Source organism: Streptomyces pratensis, from assembly GCF_037137275.1.
In the GTDB taxonomy this organism is placed as follows: Bacteria; Actinomycetota; Actinomycetes; order Streptomycetales; family Streptomycetaceae; genus Streptomyces; species Streptomyces pratensis_B.
In genome coordinates this window covers 286,530-300,965 of sequence record NZ_JBBBEN010000092.1, presented here as the reverse complement: position 1 = coordinate 300,965, position 14,436 = coordinate 286,530, and the positions used below count along the sequence as shown (strand labels likewise).

The 14,436-nt window shown below is 69.5% G+C and carries 10 protein-coding genes; 7 read left to right on the top strand and 3 right to left on the bottom strand.

The window, feature by feature from the left end; all coding sequences use genetic code 11:
* Window positions 1-20: 20 nt before the first annotated feature.
* The 3 genes from V9U70_RS18175 to V9U70_RS18165 all read right to left on the bottom strand — a co-directional run bounded on the left by V9U70_RS18175 (window position 21) and on the right by V9U70_RS18165 (window position 5,491).
* Window positions 21-785 carry a class F sortase gene (locus tag V9U70_RS18175; RefSeq protein ID WP_336676509.1) on the bottom strand — a complete coding sequence of 255 codons (765 nt, stop codon included), beginning with the start codon at window positions 783-785 and terminating at the stop codon, window positions 21-23.
* The gene (locus V9U70_RS18170; protein ID WP_336676507.1) at window positions 772-1,365 is read right to left on the bottom strand and encodes a hypothetical protein; all 594 of its coding nucleotides are present in this window, start codon (window positions 1,363-1,365) and stop codon (window positions 772-774) included. Before V9U70_RS18170 ends, V9U70_RS18175 begins: the two co-directional genes overlap by 14 nt.
* Before the next feature lie 241 nt (window positions 1,366-1,606).
* Window positions 1,607-5,491: a GH92 family glycosyl hydrolase gene (locus tag V9U70_RS18165; protein WP_336676854.1), complete on the bottom strand. Its 3,885-nt coding sequence runs from the start codon at window positions 5,489-5,491 to the stop codon at window positions 1,607-1,609.
* Window positions 5,492-6,005: 514 nt separating this feature from the next.
* Between V9U70_RS18165 and ngcE the strand changes: the two genes are divergently transcribed.
* The 7 genes from ngcE (at window position 6,006) to V9U70_RS18130 (ending at window position 14,355) form a co-directional block, all read left to right on the top strand.
* Entirely contained in the window at window positions 6,006-7,451 is a 1,446-nt protein-coding gene (gene ngcE / locus V9U70_RS18160) for an N-acetylglucosamine/diacetylchitobiose ABC transporter substrate-binding protein (protein ID WP_336676506.1), read from the top strand.
* Between the two features lie 49 nt (window positions 7,452-7,500).
* Window positions 7,501-8,421 (top strand): carbohydrate ABC transporter permease, encoded by a 921-nt coding sequence (locus tag V9U70_RS18155; RefSeq protein ID WP_336676504.1) that lies wholly within the window; start codon window positions 7,501-7,503, stop codon window positions 8,419-8,421.
* Window positions 8,421-9,350, top strand: a complete 930-nt coding sequence (locus tag V9U70_RS18150) for a carbohydrate ABC transporter permease (RefSeq protein WP_336676502.1) — start codon at window positions 8,421-8,423, stop codon at window positions 9,348-9,350. The genes V9U70_RS18155 and V9U70_RS18150 overlap by 1 nt, the downstream gene beginning before the upstream one ends.
* Before the next feature lie 239 nt (window positions 9,351-9,589).
* Window positions 9,590-10,789: an ROK family transcriptional regulator gene (locus V9U70_RS18145; protein ID WP_336676853.1), complete on the top strand. Its 1,200-nt coding sequence runs from the start codon at window positions 9,590-9,592 to the stop codon at window positions 10,787-10,789.
* A gap of 120 nt (window positions 10,790-10,909) precedes the next feature.
* Window positions 10,910-12,025: a sugar ABC transporter substrate-binding protein gene (locus V9U70_RS18140; protein WP_336676500.1), complete on the top strand. Its 1,116-nt coding sequence runs from the start codon at window positions 10,910-10,912 to the stop codon at window positions 12,023-12,025.
* Between the two features lie 267 nt (window positions 12,026-12,292).
* On the top strand, window positions 12,293-13,081 hold the full coding sequence (locus V9U70_RS18135; RefSeq protein ID WP_336676498.1) for an ATP-binding cassette domain-containing protein: 789 nt from the start codon (window positions 12,293-12,295) through the stop codon (window positions 13,079-13,081).
* Entirely contained in the window at window positions 13,078-14,355 is a 1,278-nt protein-coding gene (locus V9U70_RS18130; RefSeq protein WP_336676496.1) for a sugar ABC transporter permease, read from the top strand. The genes V9U70_RS18135 and V9U70_RS18130 overlap by 4 nt, the downstream gene beginning before the upstream one ends.
* Window positions 14,356-14,436 lie beyond the last annotated feature (81 nt).

The following is a 14,436-nucleotide window of genomic DNA, read 5'->3' as shown; positions in this document are numbered from 1 at the left end:
CCCCGGCCGGCGGACCCGCCTCAGGCCTTGCGCACCTCGGTCAGATGGGCGAAGACGACGACGTTGGCCGCGTAACCGGACTTCTTGTCGAAGCGTCCCCCGCACGTCAAGAGCCGCAGTTCCGGGCGGCCCCGGTCGCCGTACACCACCTTGTCGGGGAAGTCCGCCTTCTCGTACGTGCGCACGGCGTCGACGGTGAACACCGCCGTACGCCGGTCGGCGCGGGTGACGTGGACGGTGTTGCCCGGCCGCAGCATGCTGATGTTGAGGAAGACGGCGGGCCCGGTCGCGGTGTCGCGGTGTCCGACCGCCAGCGCCGTCCCCCGCTCACCCGGCGCGGGCCCGTCCTGGTGCCAGCCGACCAGCCGGGGCTTGCTGATGGGCGGGGTGCCCGGGTGGCCCGCCCGGTCGAGCGGGAGCCCGACGACCGGCGCGTCGAGGGACAGGGCCGGGATCGACAGCTTCGTCGCGGGCGAGCGGGGAAGCGGGGCGGGCGGCGGGGCGGACCGCGTGGGCCTGGGCTTCGGCGAGGCGGGGCCGGCGGGCGGGGTGGGCGACGGGGACCGGGCGGCCTGCGGAGAGCCGCCCGGCGACGCGTGCTGCGACACCTTGTCGTCGGCGACCGCCGAGGCGGTGGCCGCGCCGGGGTCCGGGGAGTCGTCGTCGCATCCCTGGACCACGGCGGTGACGAGCGAGAAGGTGACGCTCAGCGTGATGGAGAGACGGCAGGCGCGGCTCGGGCCGCGCCGCCGGCGCCGGCGGCGACCGGTGTCACGCGGCGCCATGGGTGCGGCGACGGGCGGCGCGGCGGGCGAGGATCAGGCCGGCCGCCCCGACGCCGCCGGCCGCCAGTGCAGAGGCTCCGGTGACCGACATGCCGTCAGCCGCGGCGGTGCTGCTCTCGACGGTCGCCACACCGCCGCCGCCGGCCGGCACACCGCCGCTGGGGCGGCAGTCCACGGTGAAGAGCTTCTGCTTGGCCACGCCGCCCGGGAACGTCCAGCTCACCTGGTACTGGCCGTCGGGCAGCGAGTAGTCCTGGGTGTGGCCCGTGCCGGCGCTCAGCGTGATGGCGGCGGTGACGGTGGGCCGGGTCGGGGCCGGCGGCTGCGGGGTGATGGTGACGTTGATCAGGGTGATGGTCTCGAAGTTGCTGGCGGCCAGGTGGAACCGGCACACCTTCTTCTCGTCACGGGAGTCGCCGTACGGGGTGCCGGCCTTGTGCACCTTCAGCTCGCCGCTGTCCCCGGGGGCGGCGAAGGCGGTGGACGCGCCGGCGACGGACGCGCCGGTGAACGCCAGGGCGGCGACGGTGGCCGCGCCGAGACGCAGAGCGGTGGGACGCAGGGGGAGGGACGAGAGCATGACTACTCCTGGGAGCCGAAGTGATTGTCGTACAAATCGGTGGGGCGTCCCCAGAAGTGCCACAGCGGCACGGTCATATGCTGAGCGCAGCGCCGACAAGGCGCCGGTTTTACCCCGGTTGGCGGACAGAGCACCGCCGCGACGCCGCACGCGGACGCCCGCGGAAGGCGGGCCGCCCGCATCGCGGACGACCCGCCTCACCCCGCCCCCGGGGCTTCTTCGGGCCGGGCGGACCGGCGGGTCAGCCGAGCAGCTCCACCTCCGCGAGCGTCGCCGTGTCCGTCAGCACCAGGCGGTACTTCGCGTACGCGCGGGTCCGGTCCACCGAGAAGACCCGGGTCTGCCGGTCCCAGGCGAAGGACTCGTCGGACCGCCGGTCCAGGTCCGTCCACCGCTCGCCGTCGACGGACCCCTGGAGGACCCAGCCCTTCGGGGCCCGGTCCGCCGCCGCAGAGGTCAGCGTGTACTGGCGCGCCTTCGTGCCCGGGGCCACCGGCAGCTCCACCGACCCGACCGCGGCCGAGGTGGCCGAGGTGTCGTCGAACAGCGGACCGCCGCCCCTGAGCGTGTCGCCCGCGGGCGTCGGGACCTCGTCGTCCTTCTGGATGGAGACGGGGGCCGCGTCCCTGCCCGTGCCCCACGCGGACGGCTCCGGGCCCATGGCGAACTCCAGCGTGCCGCCCCGGGCCAGGAGGTCGTGCGGCAGCGCGGTGGAGTCCCACTTCCTGCCGTTGACCTTCAGGCCCTGGACGTAGACGTTCTCCGCGCTGTTCTTCGGCGCCTTGACGACCAGCTTGCGGCCGTTGTCCAGGCGGACGGTCGCCTTCGTGAAGAGCGGCGAGCCGACCGCGTACTCACCGCTGCCCATCACCAGCGGGTAGAAGCCGAGCGCGGAGAACAGGAACCAGGCCGACTGCTCGCCGTTGTCCTCGTCGCCGTGGTAGCCCTGCCCGATCTCGCTGCCGGTGTACAGCCGGCCCAGCACTTCGCGGACCTTCTCCTGAGTCCTGTGCGGCTGCGAAGCCGCGTTGTACATGTACGCGGCGTGGTGGGCGACCTGGTTGCTGTGGCCGTACTGGCCCATCCGGACGTCGCGCGCCTCGGTCATCTCGTGGATGACCCCGCCGTAGCTGCCGACGAACTCCTGGCCCGCCGTCTCCGGCGTGGCGAAGTAGGTGTCCAGCTTCTTGCCCAGGCCCGCGCGGCCGCCGTACAGGTTGGCCAGGCCCCGGCTGTCCTGCGGGGCGGTGAAGGCGTAACCCCAGCCGTTGGTCTCGGTGTAGTCGTAGCCCCAGACCCGCGGGTCGTACCGGCCGGAGGGCAGGCGCCAGTCACCGTTCGGCTTCTTGCCCTGGAAGAATCCGGCCTCGTCGTCGAAGAGCTCGACGTAGTTCTGCGCGCGGTTCAGGAAGTAGGCGGACTCCTCCTTGTAGCGCTTCTCCTTCGTCTTCTCGTAGAGCTTCTCGCCCATCCGCGCGATGCCGTAGTCGTTGAGGTAGCCCTCCAGGGACCAGGACAGGCCCTCATGGGTGGCGGTGTTCGCGTAGCCGGTGAAGACGGAGGTCTCCATGCCCTTGCGGCCGACCCCGGAGGACGGCGGAGCCACGGTGGCGTTCTTCACCGCCGCCTCGTACGCCGCCCGGGCGTCGAACTCCACGCCCTTGACGTACGCGTCGGCGAAGGCCACGTCCGAGCTGGTGCCGGTCATCAGGTCCGCGTAACCGGGGGAGGACCAGCGGGAGGTCCAGCCGCCGTCCTTGTAGTGCTGCACGAAGCCGTCCACCAGCTCACCGGCCTTCTTCGGGGAGAAGAAGGAGTAGGCGGGCCAGGTCGTGCGGTAGGTGTCCCAGAAGCCGTTGTTGACGTACACCTCACCGTCGACGATCTTCGCGCCGGTCCGCGTCGGGGTGTTCTCGCCGACCGGTTCGACGAAGGGGCTCGCGTACTTGTTCTCTCCGTTCACCCGCTCGTGGCCCGAGTTCGGGTAGAGGTAGAGGCGGTAGAGGCTGGAGTAGAGGGTGGTGAGCTGGTCGGCGTCGGCCCCCTCCACCTCGATCCTGCCCAGGACGCGGTCCCAGGCCCTCTGTGCCGCCCGCTTGACCCGTTCGAAGGAGGCGGACCGCGGGATCTCCGCCGCCAGGTTCTGCTTCGCCTGGTCGAGGCTGATCAGCGAGGTGGCCAGCCGCAGGCCGACCGTGCGGTCCTTGCCGGCGTCGAAGCGGAAGAAACCGGTGACGTCGTCGCCCCCGCCGCCCTTCAGCCTCCCGCTGTCGGTGACCGGCGCGTCGAAGACGCCGTACACGAACATGCGGGTCGCGCCGGTGGACAGACCGCTCCTGACGTCCGAGTAGCCGGAGAAGGAACGGGTCTTCGCGTCCAGGGTGAGCCCGCCGTCGTTCGACACGTTGTCGAAGACCAGACTCGCGTCCTCGCCCGGATAGGTGAACCGCATCCGGGCCGCGTGGTCGGTCGGCGTCATCTCGGCCTTGAGACCGTTCTCGAACGTGACACCGTAGTAGTGCGGCCTGGCCGTCTCGTTCTCGTGCCGGAACGGCAGGGCCCGGGCCCTGCGGGCCGCGTCCGGGGTCCCCGCCGCGGTGGATGGCATCAGCTGGAAGGTCTGGCGGTCGCCCATCCAGGGGCTCGGCTCATGACTGGCGCCGAAGGCCTGGAGCGAGGGGAGGTTGTCCTCGTTGTTGCCGCGGTGGTAGTCGTACAGCCAACTGGTGGTGCCGGCGTTGGTGACCGGTGTCCAGAAGTTGAAGCCGTGCGGGACGGCCGTGGCCGGAATGGTGTTCCCGCGCGAGAAGCCGCCGCTGGAATGGGTGCCGCGAGTGGTCAGCGCGTAGTCCGACAGATGCGCCTTGCGCTTCTCGGGAGGCTTCGGTGCGATCGTGAGGTCGTCGATCCAGCCCTGGAACTTCGCCGGGCCCTTGGAGGAGTCGTACGCCACCAGGATGCGGTCGACCGTCCTGCCCGCCGCCACCGCGCCGACACGGGCGGAGACCTTGTTCCACTGGTTGACGTACAGGCGCTTGGCGTCCGCCTGGCCCTGGGGGGTCAGCAGCCCACCGTGGCTGTCGGCGGCCTTCAGCTCGCTGAGGTACGTGCCGTCGGTGAAGGCGAGGTCCACCGCGACGTGGGTCGCCGGGTAGTTCAGGTCCGTCTCGCCCATCTGCGGGTACACGAGGTAGGACAGCTCGGTGTCCTTGGTGACGCGGGTGTTCACGTCGAAGACCTTGTTGTACGAGTAGGCGCGCCCTTGCGGGGCGTGCGTACCCGCGTAACGCAGTGCCTTCTTTCCGGTGAACCCCGCGCCCGCCTTGGCGGTTGGGGACCCCGAGGGGCCGCGGTCGGGCCGGCTGCGCATCTCCTCGGGGACGGGCGTCGAGGTGTCGCCGTCGGAGAACCGCACGTCGGCGAGTTGGAGCACGCCCGCCGCGCCGTTGTTCGCCGTGATCTCCAGCCGGAAGTGCCGGTAGGCGGCGGCCGAGGCGAGGTCGTACGTCTTGGTCTCGTGCCGCTCGGCGAAGCTCTCGCCGCCGCGGGTGTCCAGGCTGGTCCACGTCTCGCCGTCGGCCGAGCCCTTGAGCGTCCAGTCCTTCGGGTCGCGCTCGGCGTGGTCGTTGGCCGAAGTGAGCGCGTACGTCACGACCTTGACCGGTTCGTCCAGATCGAACTCGACCCAGCCGGTGGACTCGAACGCCAGCCATTTCGAGCCCGGTTCGCCGTCGGCCAGATTCTCCTTTACCTCGCCGCCGGCGGTGTTCTCCGCGCTCGCGCGGACCTCCGTCACCCGGTCGGTGACATCGCCCGGTATCCCGGAGGAGAATCCGCCGTCGACCCCGGCGGCCCGCTTCGCCCCGTCGGGCCCCTCCTCCACGGTGTCGCGCCAGTCCGGTTGTCTCTCGTCCGCTTCGAAGGAGGTGCTGAAGGTCCTGTCACCGGACGGCTTCCGGCCCGCTCCGGCCGGTTCCGCCGATGCGGCCGCCGGAGCGATCATGACCAGGGCCAGGGACGCCGCGAGAGCGGCTGCCGCGGGGGCGCGTCCGCGGCCCGAGGCCGTACGGGGGATCGCGCCGAGGGTCTCTTCGGTGCCGTGTCGAATACCGCGTGGTGGCTGCATGCCGAGCCGTTCCTCCCCGGGAAAATGCATGGACAACGTTGTCATTTCGGGATGCAAGGTCCAGTAGGGAGCCAAGTGACAAGACGTGTCAAGGGTGTTGCCCAGGGTCCGCTGGGCGAATCGGCCGCAAGGGCGCAATAGCGGCCGCGGGGAGAGGGCGGGCGGCGCCGACGGGTCCGTGAGGTCTCAACTCGGGAAAGACTGTCGCCCAAACGTGCTTGTGATCTTGCTCAGTTGGCGGCGAGTGGACTATACCTGTCGGCATCTGCACAGCCGTTTTCTGCGGGTGTGCGTACGGGGGAGAAACCGGACGGTTGCGAGGACGCCACAGGCGTCCTCGCTGTACGGTCTCCCGACACCCCCACTGCGCCGGCCCGGCCGGCACATCTGCATTTCCGCACATCTGCACCACCCAAGCGCAATCGACCGCGGTGGCGGGGCCCTTCGCCTGAGGCGAATTCTCGACGGGCGACCGGTACACCGCCTGAGTCCTGGAGAAGGCGAGGACTTGAGCATGGGACACACCTCCGCCCACAACGATGAGGGCCTTGGCCGTCGCGATCTGATCAAGCGTTCTGCCGCACTCGGCCTGATCGCTGTTCCGACGATGAGCTTCCTGTCCGCCTGCGCGAGCGGCGACAGCGGCAGCGACGACAAGGTCGAAAAGGGCGAGAAGACCGACAAGAACCCGCTGGCCGTCAACGGCAGCGCACCGCTGGAGATCGTCATCTTCGACGGCGGGTTCGGCACCAAGTACGCCGAGGACGCCAAGGCGGTCTACGAGAAGACGTACCCGGAGGCGAAGGTCACGTTCTCCGCCACGCAGAAGATCCAGTCGGTTCTTCAGCCGCGGTTCAACGGCGGCACCCCGCCGGACCTGATCGACAACTCCGGCGCCCAGCAGATGGACATGGGCGTGCTCGTCGGAAAGAAGCAGCTCACCGACCTGACCCCGCTGCTCGACGCCCCCTCCATCGACGACCCCGCCAAGAAGGTCCGCGACACCCTGCGGCCCGGCATCGTCGAGATGGGCCAGTTCGACGGCGAGCAGGTCTGGATCATGTACTACGCGTACACGGTCTACGGCGTCTGGTACTCGCAGACCGCGCTGGACAAGCTCGACGCCACGTACCCGGAGACCTGGGACGAGATGCTCGCGCTGTGCGCCAAGGCGAAGAAGAAGGGCATCGCCGGCTGGACCTACCCCGGCAAGCACCCGTACTACCTGCCGTTCTCGCTGTACCCCTTCATCGCCAAGATCGGCGGTGTCGAGGTCCTCGACGCGATCGACAACCTGGAGCCGAACGCCTGGAAGCACCCCGCGGTCAAGGCGGCCTTCGAGGCGTACTACGAGCTGGTCGCCAAGGACTACATCCTCGAGGGCACCCCGGGGCTGGACCACCGCGGTTCGCAGGGCGCCTGGGCCCGCGGCAAGGCGCTGTTCATCCCGAACGGCTCCTGGCTGGAGAACGAGGAAGCGGCGATCATCCCCAAGGACTTCAAGCTGTCCGTGGGCGCCCCGTCCGGCCTCGACTCCTCCGACAAGATGCCCTTCGGCACCCTCTGGGCGTCCGGCGGTGAGCCGTTCATCGTCCCGAGCAAGGCGAAGAACGTCGAGGGGGGCATGGAGCAGCTGCGCATCATGCTCAGCGAGGCCTCCTCGAAGTCCTTCACCGCCAGCACCAAGTCGCTCTCCGCCTTCAACGGCGGAACCGACGGCATCGAGCTGTCCGACGGCCTGAAGTCAGGCGTCGCCGCGCTGGAGAAGGCGGGGACCCATGTGGTCAACCCGCGCCTCCAGGACTGGTACGTGAAGCTCCAGAAGGAGCAGATCGGCGTCGCCGCGCTGGGCGAGATGATGGCCGGCCGCGCCACCCCGGCCGAGACCATCAAGAAGATCCAGGGCTTCGCCGACGCGACCGCCAAGGACCAGTCCATCAAGCACTTCAAGCACCAGTGACCACGCGTCACCAGCGGCGGGCAGCACGGGAAGGTCGGAGTCGGTAACGATGCAGCACGGAAAATACCGGTTCATAGTCGGGTTCTTGGTGGTCCCGATGGCGTTGTACGTCGTCTTCGTCATCTGGCCCTTCATCCAGTCCATCTACTACTCGTTCACGGACTGGACGGGGCTGAGTCCCGACTTCGAGATGGTCGGATTCGCCAACTACGCCAAGATGCTCGACGACGACGTCTTCTGGAAGTCCCTGCAGCACAGTGTGCTGCTGGCCGTGCTGCTGCCGCTGGTGACGCTGGGGCTCGCGCTCTTCTTCGCCTTCATGCTCAACGTGGGCGGGCGGCGCCGCAAGGGCGCCGCCGTCTCCGGCGTACGGGGCTCGGGCTTCTACAAGATCGCCTACTTCTTCCCGCAGGTGCTCTCGATCGCGATCGTGGCCATCCTGTTCCAGTTCGCCTTCGACCCGGCCCAGGGCATGATCAACGGCACCCTCAGGGCCGTCGGCTTCGAGGACGTGCCGAACTGGCTGGGCGACCCCCGGCTGGCCCTGTGGTGCATCATGGCCGTCCTCGTCTGGTGCACGACCGGCTTCTTCGTGGTGCTCTTCTCCGCGGGCATGGCCTCCATCCCCAAGGACTTCTACGAGGCTGCCCTGCTGGACGGCGCCAGCCGCTTCACGACCTTCTTCCGGATCACGCTGCCCCTGCTGTGGGACACCGTCCAGTCCGGCTGGGTCTACATGGGCATCCTGGCCCTCGGCGCCGAGGGCTTCGCCATCGTGCACATCATGAGCGTCGGCCCCGGCGGGCCCGACTACTCGACGACCGTCCTGCCGCTGTACGTCTACCAGGCGGCGTTCCGGGACGGGCAGGCGGGCTACGCGACCACGATCGGTGTCGCCCTGCTCCTCGTGACCCTGGCGTTCGCCGCCATCGTCATGCGGGTGGGCCGGCGCGAGCGGCTGGAGTTCTGATGAAGACCACTGACACCCCTCCCTCCGGCGCCGACACGGCCGGCATCCCCGAGCAGCGCGCCGGCACGGCCGCCGGCAGCGCCCCGGCCTCCGCGAAGCGCGGTGAGGGACAGGTCCTCAACGTCTTCTCGCACGGGATGCTCGTCCTGTGGGCGGTCATGGTCGTCCTGCCGCTCTTCTGGGCGGTGATGTCCTCGTTCAAGACCGACGCGGACATCTTCAACACCCCGTGGTCGCTGCCCGGCTCGCTGAACTTCGACAGCTGGGGCCGCGCCTGGAGCCAGGCCCACATGAGCGAGTACTTCATGAACACCGTCCTGGTGGTGGGAGGGTCCCTCGTCGGCACCCTGGTGCTGGGGTCGATGGCCGCCTACGTGCTGGCGCGCTTCGAGTTCCCGGGCAACCGGTTCATTTACTTCTTGTTCGTCGGCGGGATGAGCTTCCCGATCATGCTGGCGCTGGTCCCTCTGTTCTACGTCATGGACAACATGGGGCTGCTGAACTCGATCCACGGTCTGATCCTCGTGTACATCGCGTACTCGCTGCCGTTCACCGTGTTCTTCCTGACCTCCTTCTTCCGCACCCTGCCGACCTCGGTGGCGGAAGCGTCGATCATCGACGGGGCCTCGCACACGCGTACGTTCTTCCAGGTCATGCTGCCGATGGCCAAGCCCGGCCTGATCAGCGTCGGCATCTTCAACTTCCTGGGGCAGTGGAACCAGTACATGCTGCCGACGGTCCTGAACACCGACCCGGAGAAGCGGGTGCTGGCCCAGGGGCTGGTGGAGCTCGCCTCCAGCCAGGGGTACAAGGGCGACTACTCGGGGCTGTTCGCCGGGCTGGTGATCGCGATGCTGCCGGTGCTCGCCGCGTACATCGTCTTCCAGCGCCAAGTGGTCTCCGGGCTCACGGCGGGCGCTCTGAAGTAGCCCCGTACACCGCACTCACCCGGATGGCGCAACGCCCCGGCGAAGACCTCTTCGCCGGGGCGTTGCGCCGTTCCCGGCCGTTGCCGGGGGATACCCCGCTCGCTCAGGTCTTGACGGGAGGCACCCCTGAACGGTCAGCTTGGGGTTCACATGTTGGAGGAAGCCGGGGTCTCATGGCTGCGGCCCCGGCCGGGGCGGTCCTGCTGGACCGCCCGCCAAGGGCAGGAGTGGATGAGTCGATGGAGACTCCCGGGTCGCAGACATCGCTGCACAGGGCCAATCTGGAGCGGGTCGTCCGCGCGGTACGGATGGCGGGGTCGCTCACCCAGGCGGAGATCGCCCGGAGCACCGGGCTCTCCGCGGCCACCGTCTCCAATATCGTCCGGGAGCTGAAGGACGGCGGGACGGTCGAGGTGACCCCCACCTCCGCGGGCGGCCGGCGGGCCCGCAGCGTCTCGCTCAGCGGGGACGCGGGGATCGTCATCGGCGTCGACTTCGGCCACACGCACCTGCGCGTCGCCGTCGGCAACCTGGCCCACCAGGTGCTCGCGGAAGAGGCTGAGCCGCTGGATGTCGACGCCTCGTCCGCCGAGGGCTTCGGACGGGCCGAAGTGCTGGTCAACCGGCTGATCGAGACGACCGGGGTCAGCCCGGACAAGGTCATCGGCGTCGGGCTCGGCGTGCCGGGCCCCATCGACGTCGAGTCCGGCACGCTGGGCTCCACCTCGATCCTGCCGGGCTGGACGGGCATCAACCCCAGCGAGGAGCTCTCCGGCCGCCTCGGCGTGCCGGTGTACGTCGACAACGACGCCAACCTCGGGGCCCTGGGCGAGCTGGTCTGGGGCAGCGGCCGGGGCGTCAAGGACCTCGCGTACATCAAGGTCGCCAGCGGCGTCGGCGCCGGGCTGGTGATCGACGGGACCATCTACCGGGGCCCGGGGGGCACGGCCGGCGAGATCGGGCACATCACGCTCGACGAGTCGGGCCCGGTCTGCCGCTGCGGCAACCGCGGCTGCCTGGAGACCTTCACCGCCGCCCGCTACGTCCTGCCGCTGCTCCAGCCCAGCCACGGCCCGGGGCTCACCATGGAGCGGGTGGTCCAGCTGGCCCGGGAGGGCGACCCGGGCTGCCGCAGGGTGATCGGCGACGTCGGTCGGCACATAGGCAGCGGGGTGGCCAACCTGTGCAATCTGCTCAACCCCAGCCGCGTGGTGCTCGGCGGCTCGCTCGCGGAGGCCGGGGAGCTGGTTCTCGGGCCCATACGGGACTCCGTGTCGCGCTACGCGATCCCGAGCGCCGCCCGGCAGCTCTCGGTGCTCCCCGGGGCGCTCGGCGGACGCGCGGAGGTGCTGGGGGCACTGGCCCTCGTGCTGAGCGAGATGGGGGATTCGACCCTTTTGGAGAGCACCTTCCCGGCGGCCACCCCTGCCTTCACTTAGATAACGAATGGCACCGTTGTCATCTCGTTAAGAATTTACTCCTTGACGCCAGCTCTGCGGCCGAGTTGACTTCCAGCCACCTCGGCCGCAACGTCGCGGCCTCGTCAGGGAGGTTCGAGAATGAACACGCGTATGCGTCGTGCCGCCGTTGCCGTCGCCGCCACCACGATGGCGGTCTCGCTGGCCGCTTGCGGGAGCGCCAAGGAGTCCGGCGACAAGGCGGAAGAGGCCCCGGCCAAGAGCAAGGGCGACGACCTGAAGATAGGTCTGCTCCTTCCCGAGAACCAGACGGCCCGATACGAGAAGTTCGACCGGCCGATCATCGAGAAGAAGGTCAGCGAGCTCACCGGCGGCAAGGCGGAGGTCGTCTACGCCAACGCCAAGCAGGACGCGACCACCCAGTCGCAGCAGATCGACACGATGATCACCAACAAGGTCGACGCTCTCATCGTGGGCGCCGTGGACGCCAAGGCCATCGAGAACAGCGTCAAGAAGGCCAAGGCCGAGGGCATCCCGGTCGTCGCCTTCGACCGTCTCGCAGAGGGCCCCATCGACGCCTACACCTCGTTCGACAACGAGGAGGTCGGCCGGGCCCAGGGCACCGCCCTGCTGGAGGCCCTGGGCGACAAGGCCGACGGCGCCACGATCGTGATGATGAACGGCGCGATCACCGACCCGAACGCGGCCCTCTTCAAGTCGGGCGCCAAGTCCGTCCTCGACGGCAAGGTGAAGTATGGCAAGGAGTACGACACCAAGGAGTGGAAGCCGGAGAACGCCAACGCCAACATGGAAGCGGCGATCACCGCGCTCGGCAAGGACAAGATCGACGGCGTCTACTCCGCCAACGACGGCATGGCGGGCGGCATCATCACCGCCCTGAAGGCCGCCGGTCTGCCGAAGCTCCCCCCGGTCACCGGCCAGGACGCGGAACTGGCGGGCGTGCAGCGCATCGTCACCGGTGAGCAGTTCATGAGCGTCTACAAGTCCTACCCGCAGGAGGGCGTCGTCGCCGCGGAGATGGCCGTCGCCCTCGCCAAGGGGGACAAGCTCGACTCGATCGCCACCTCCACGGTGGACAACGCCAGCCAGAAGGACATCCCGACGGTCCTCGTCCCGGTCGTCTCGCTGACCAAGGACAACATCAAGGACACCGTCATCAAGGACGGCATCTACACCGTCGACGAGATCTGCACCGGCAAGTACAAGGCCGACTGCGACAAGATCGGCCTCAAGTAGGCCGTGCGGAACCCGGCCGCCCCGAGCGGCCGGGCCCCGTCCCGCCGCACGCCCGCCGCGCCCGCGCGCGGTCCCGTACGGCGTCCCGCCCGCGCTGCCGCACCCCGGCCCGCGCGCCACGAAGACTGTCCGGCGCCCCGCCCACCTACTGTCCCGCTGCCGGGCGGGGCGCCGGACGGAACTCTTCCCCCTTTCCCTGTTCTCTTCTGCTCGACCGCCGCGCCTTCCCCCGGGCGCGGCATCCCCGCCGGTCAGGCGGCGAAGGAGATGGTTCACGTGTCCGCTACGCCCGTGTTGGCGTTGCGAGGGGTCTCCAAGCGCTTCGGTGCCGTCCAGGTACTCACCGATGTCGAGCTTGAGGTCCACGCCGGCGAGGTGGTCGCCCTGGTCGGCGACAACGGCGCCGGCAAATCAACGCTGGTCAAGACGATCGCCGGCGTGCACCCCATCGATGACGGAGTCATCGAGTGGGAGGGCGCCGCCGTCCAGATCAACAAGCCGCACGACGCCCAGCACCTCGGCGTCGCGACCGTCTATCAGGACCTCGCGCTGTGCGACAACATCGATGTCGTCGGCAACCTCTACCTGGGCCGGGAGCTGCGCCGGTTCGGCGTCCTGGACGAGGTGGAGATGGAGCGCCGCTCCCGCGAGCTGCTGTCCACGCTCTCCATCCGCATCCCGAGCGTCCGCATCCCGATCGCCTCGCTCTCCGGCGGCCAGCGCCAGACCGTGGCCATCGCCCGGTCGATGCTGGGCGAGCCCAAGCTCGTCATTCTCGACGAGCCCACCGCCGCCCTCGGCGTCGAGCAGACCGCCCAGGTCCTCGACCTCGTCGAGCGGCTGCGCGAGCGCGGTCACGCGGTCATCCTCATCAGCCACAACATGGCCGACGTGAAGGCCGTCGCCGACAAGGTCGCCGTGCTCCGGCTGGGCCGGAACAACGGCGTCTTCGACGTGCGGACCACCTCTCAGGAAGAGATCATCTCGGCCATCACGGGCGCCACGGACAACGCCGTGACCCGACGTGCGGCGCGCAACGCGGAGGTTTCCCAGTGACCACCGAAAAGACCGCTGCCCCGGCGGCCGGACCGGACGCCGCCGACGGCGCGGCCACGGCCGTCGACCCCCGGCTGCTCGTCCGCGAGCAGGGCCTCGTCGGCTACCTCACCGAGTTCAAGCGCCGCATCAGCGCCGGCGACCTCGGCTCGATCCCGGTGGTCGTCGGCCTCCTGATCATCGCCGTGGTCTTCCAGAGCATGAACTCCGAATTCCTCTCCGCGAAGAACATCAGCGACATCGCCACCACGATGGTCGCCACCGGCATGATGGCCGTCGGCATCATCTTCGTCCTGCTGCTCGGGGAGATCGACCTCTCGGTCGGCTCGGTCAGCGGCGTCTCCGGCGCCGTCGTCGCCGTGCTCAGCGTCACCCAGGGCATGAACGAGTGGCTGGCGATCGTCGTCGCCATCGCCAGCGGTGCGGCGATGGGCGCGATCCACGGCTTCTTCTTCGCCCGGATCGGCGCGCCCGCCTTCGCCGTCACCCTGGCCGGCCTGCTGTTCTGGCTCGGCTTCATGCTCCAGCTGCTCGGCGACACCGGCACCATCAACCTGGACGGCGACGGGGTGGTCGGCAGCCTGACCACGTACTACTTCACCGATGTCGCCGCCGCCTACGGGCTCGCCGTCGTCGCGGTCGCCGGGTACTTCCTGGCAGCCTTCCTGGACACCCGCCGACGCGAGGCCGCCGGCATCCCCGCCCGGCTGCTGTCCGACATCATCGTGCGCACCGCCGTCATCGCGGTGTTCGCCTTCGCCGCGGCGTACATGTTCAACCAGTACCGCGGTCTGCCGCTGGCCCTCGTCCTCTTCCTGATCGTCCTGGTCGGCACGGACTTCCTGCTCCGCAGGACCGCCTACGGCCGGAAGATCTTCGCGCTCGGCGGCAGCGTGGAGGCATCTCGGCGCGCCGGCATCAACGTCACCGCGATACGCGTCTCCGTCTTCTCCATCGCGGGCACCTTCGCGGCGATCGGCGGCCTGTTCTGGGCCTCCAAGATCGCCGCGGCCAACCAGGGGTCCGGCACCGGCGACCTGCTGATGAACGTCATCGCGGCGGCCGTCATCGGCGGCACCAGCCTCTTCGGCGGCCGCGGCCGCACCTGGAACGCGCTGCTCGGCGTCATGGTGATCGTCTCCATCCAGTACGGGCTGTCGCTGGAGGGCATCGCCACCCCGATCCAGTACATGATCACCGGCGGTGTGCTTCTCGCCACGGTCGTCATCGACTCGATCACCCGTAAGACCCAGAGGACCGCGGGCCGCGCCTGACCGCACGCCCCCGCAGGCGCCCGGCCCCCGAGAGGGGCCGGGCGCCTGCGCGTCTCCCGTGCCCCACCGCCAAACCCGGCG

Excerpts from the sequence above, each read along its gene's own strand:
- V9U70_RS18175 (WP_336676509.1), bottom strand. The coding sequence starts at position 785 with ATGGCGCCGCGTGACACCGGTCGCCGCCGGCGCCGGCGGCGCGGCCCG.
- V9U70_RS18165 (WP_336676854.1), bottom strand. The coding sequence starts at position 5,491 with ATGCAGCCACCACGCGGTATTCGACACGGCACCGAAGAGACCCTCGGC.
- V9U70_RS18155 (WP_336676504.1), top strand. The coding sequence starts at position 7,501 with ATGCAGCACGGAAAATACCGGTTCATAGTCGGGTTCTTGGTGGTCCCG.
- V9U70_RS18135 (WP_336676498.1), top strand. The coding sequence starts at position 12,293 with ATGGTTCACGTGTCCGCTACGCCCGTGTTGGCGTTGCGAGGGGTCTCC.
- V9U70_RS18145 (WP_336676853.1), top strand. The coding sequence starts at position 9,590 with ATGGAGACTCCCGGGTCGCAGACATCGCTGCACAGGGCCAATCTGGAG.
- V9U70_RS18170 (WP_336676507.1), bottom strand. The coding sequence starts at position 1,365 with ATGCTCTCGTCCCTCCCCCTGCGTCCCACCGCTCTGCGTCTCGGCGCG.
- V9U70_RS18140 (WP_336676500.1), top strand. The coding sequence starts at position 10,910 with ATGAACACGCGTATGCGTCGTGCCGCCGTTGCCGTCGCCGCCACCACG.
- ngcE (WP_336676506.1), top strand. The coding sequence starts at position 6,006 with ATGGGACACACCTCCGCCCACAACGATGAGGGCCTTGGCCGTCGCGAT.
- V9U70_RS18150 (WP_336676502.1), top strand. The coding sequence starts at position 8,421 with ATGAAGACCACTGACACCCCTCCCTCCGGCGCCGACACGGCCGGCATC.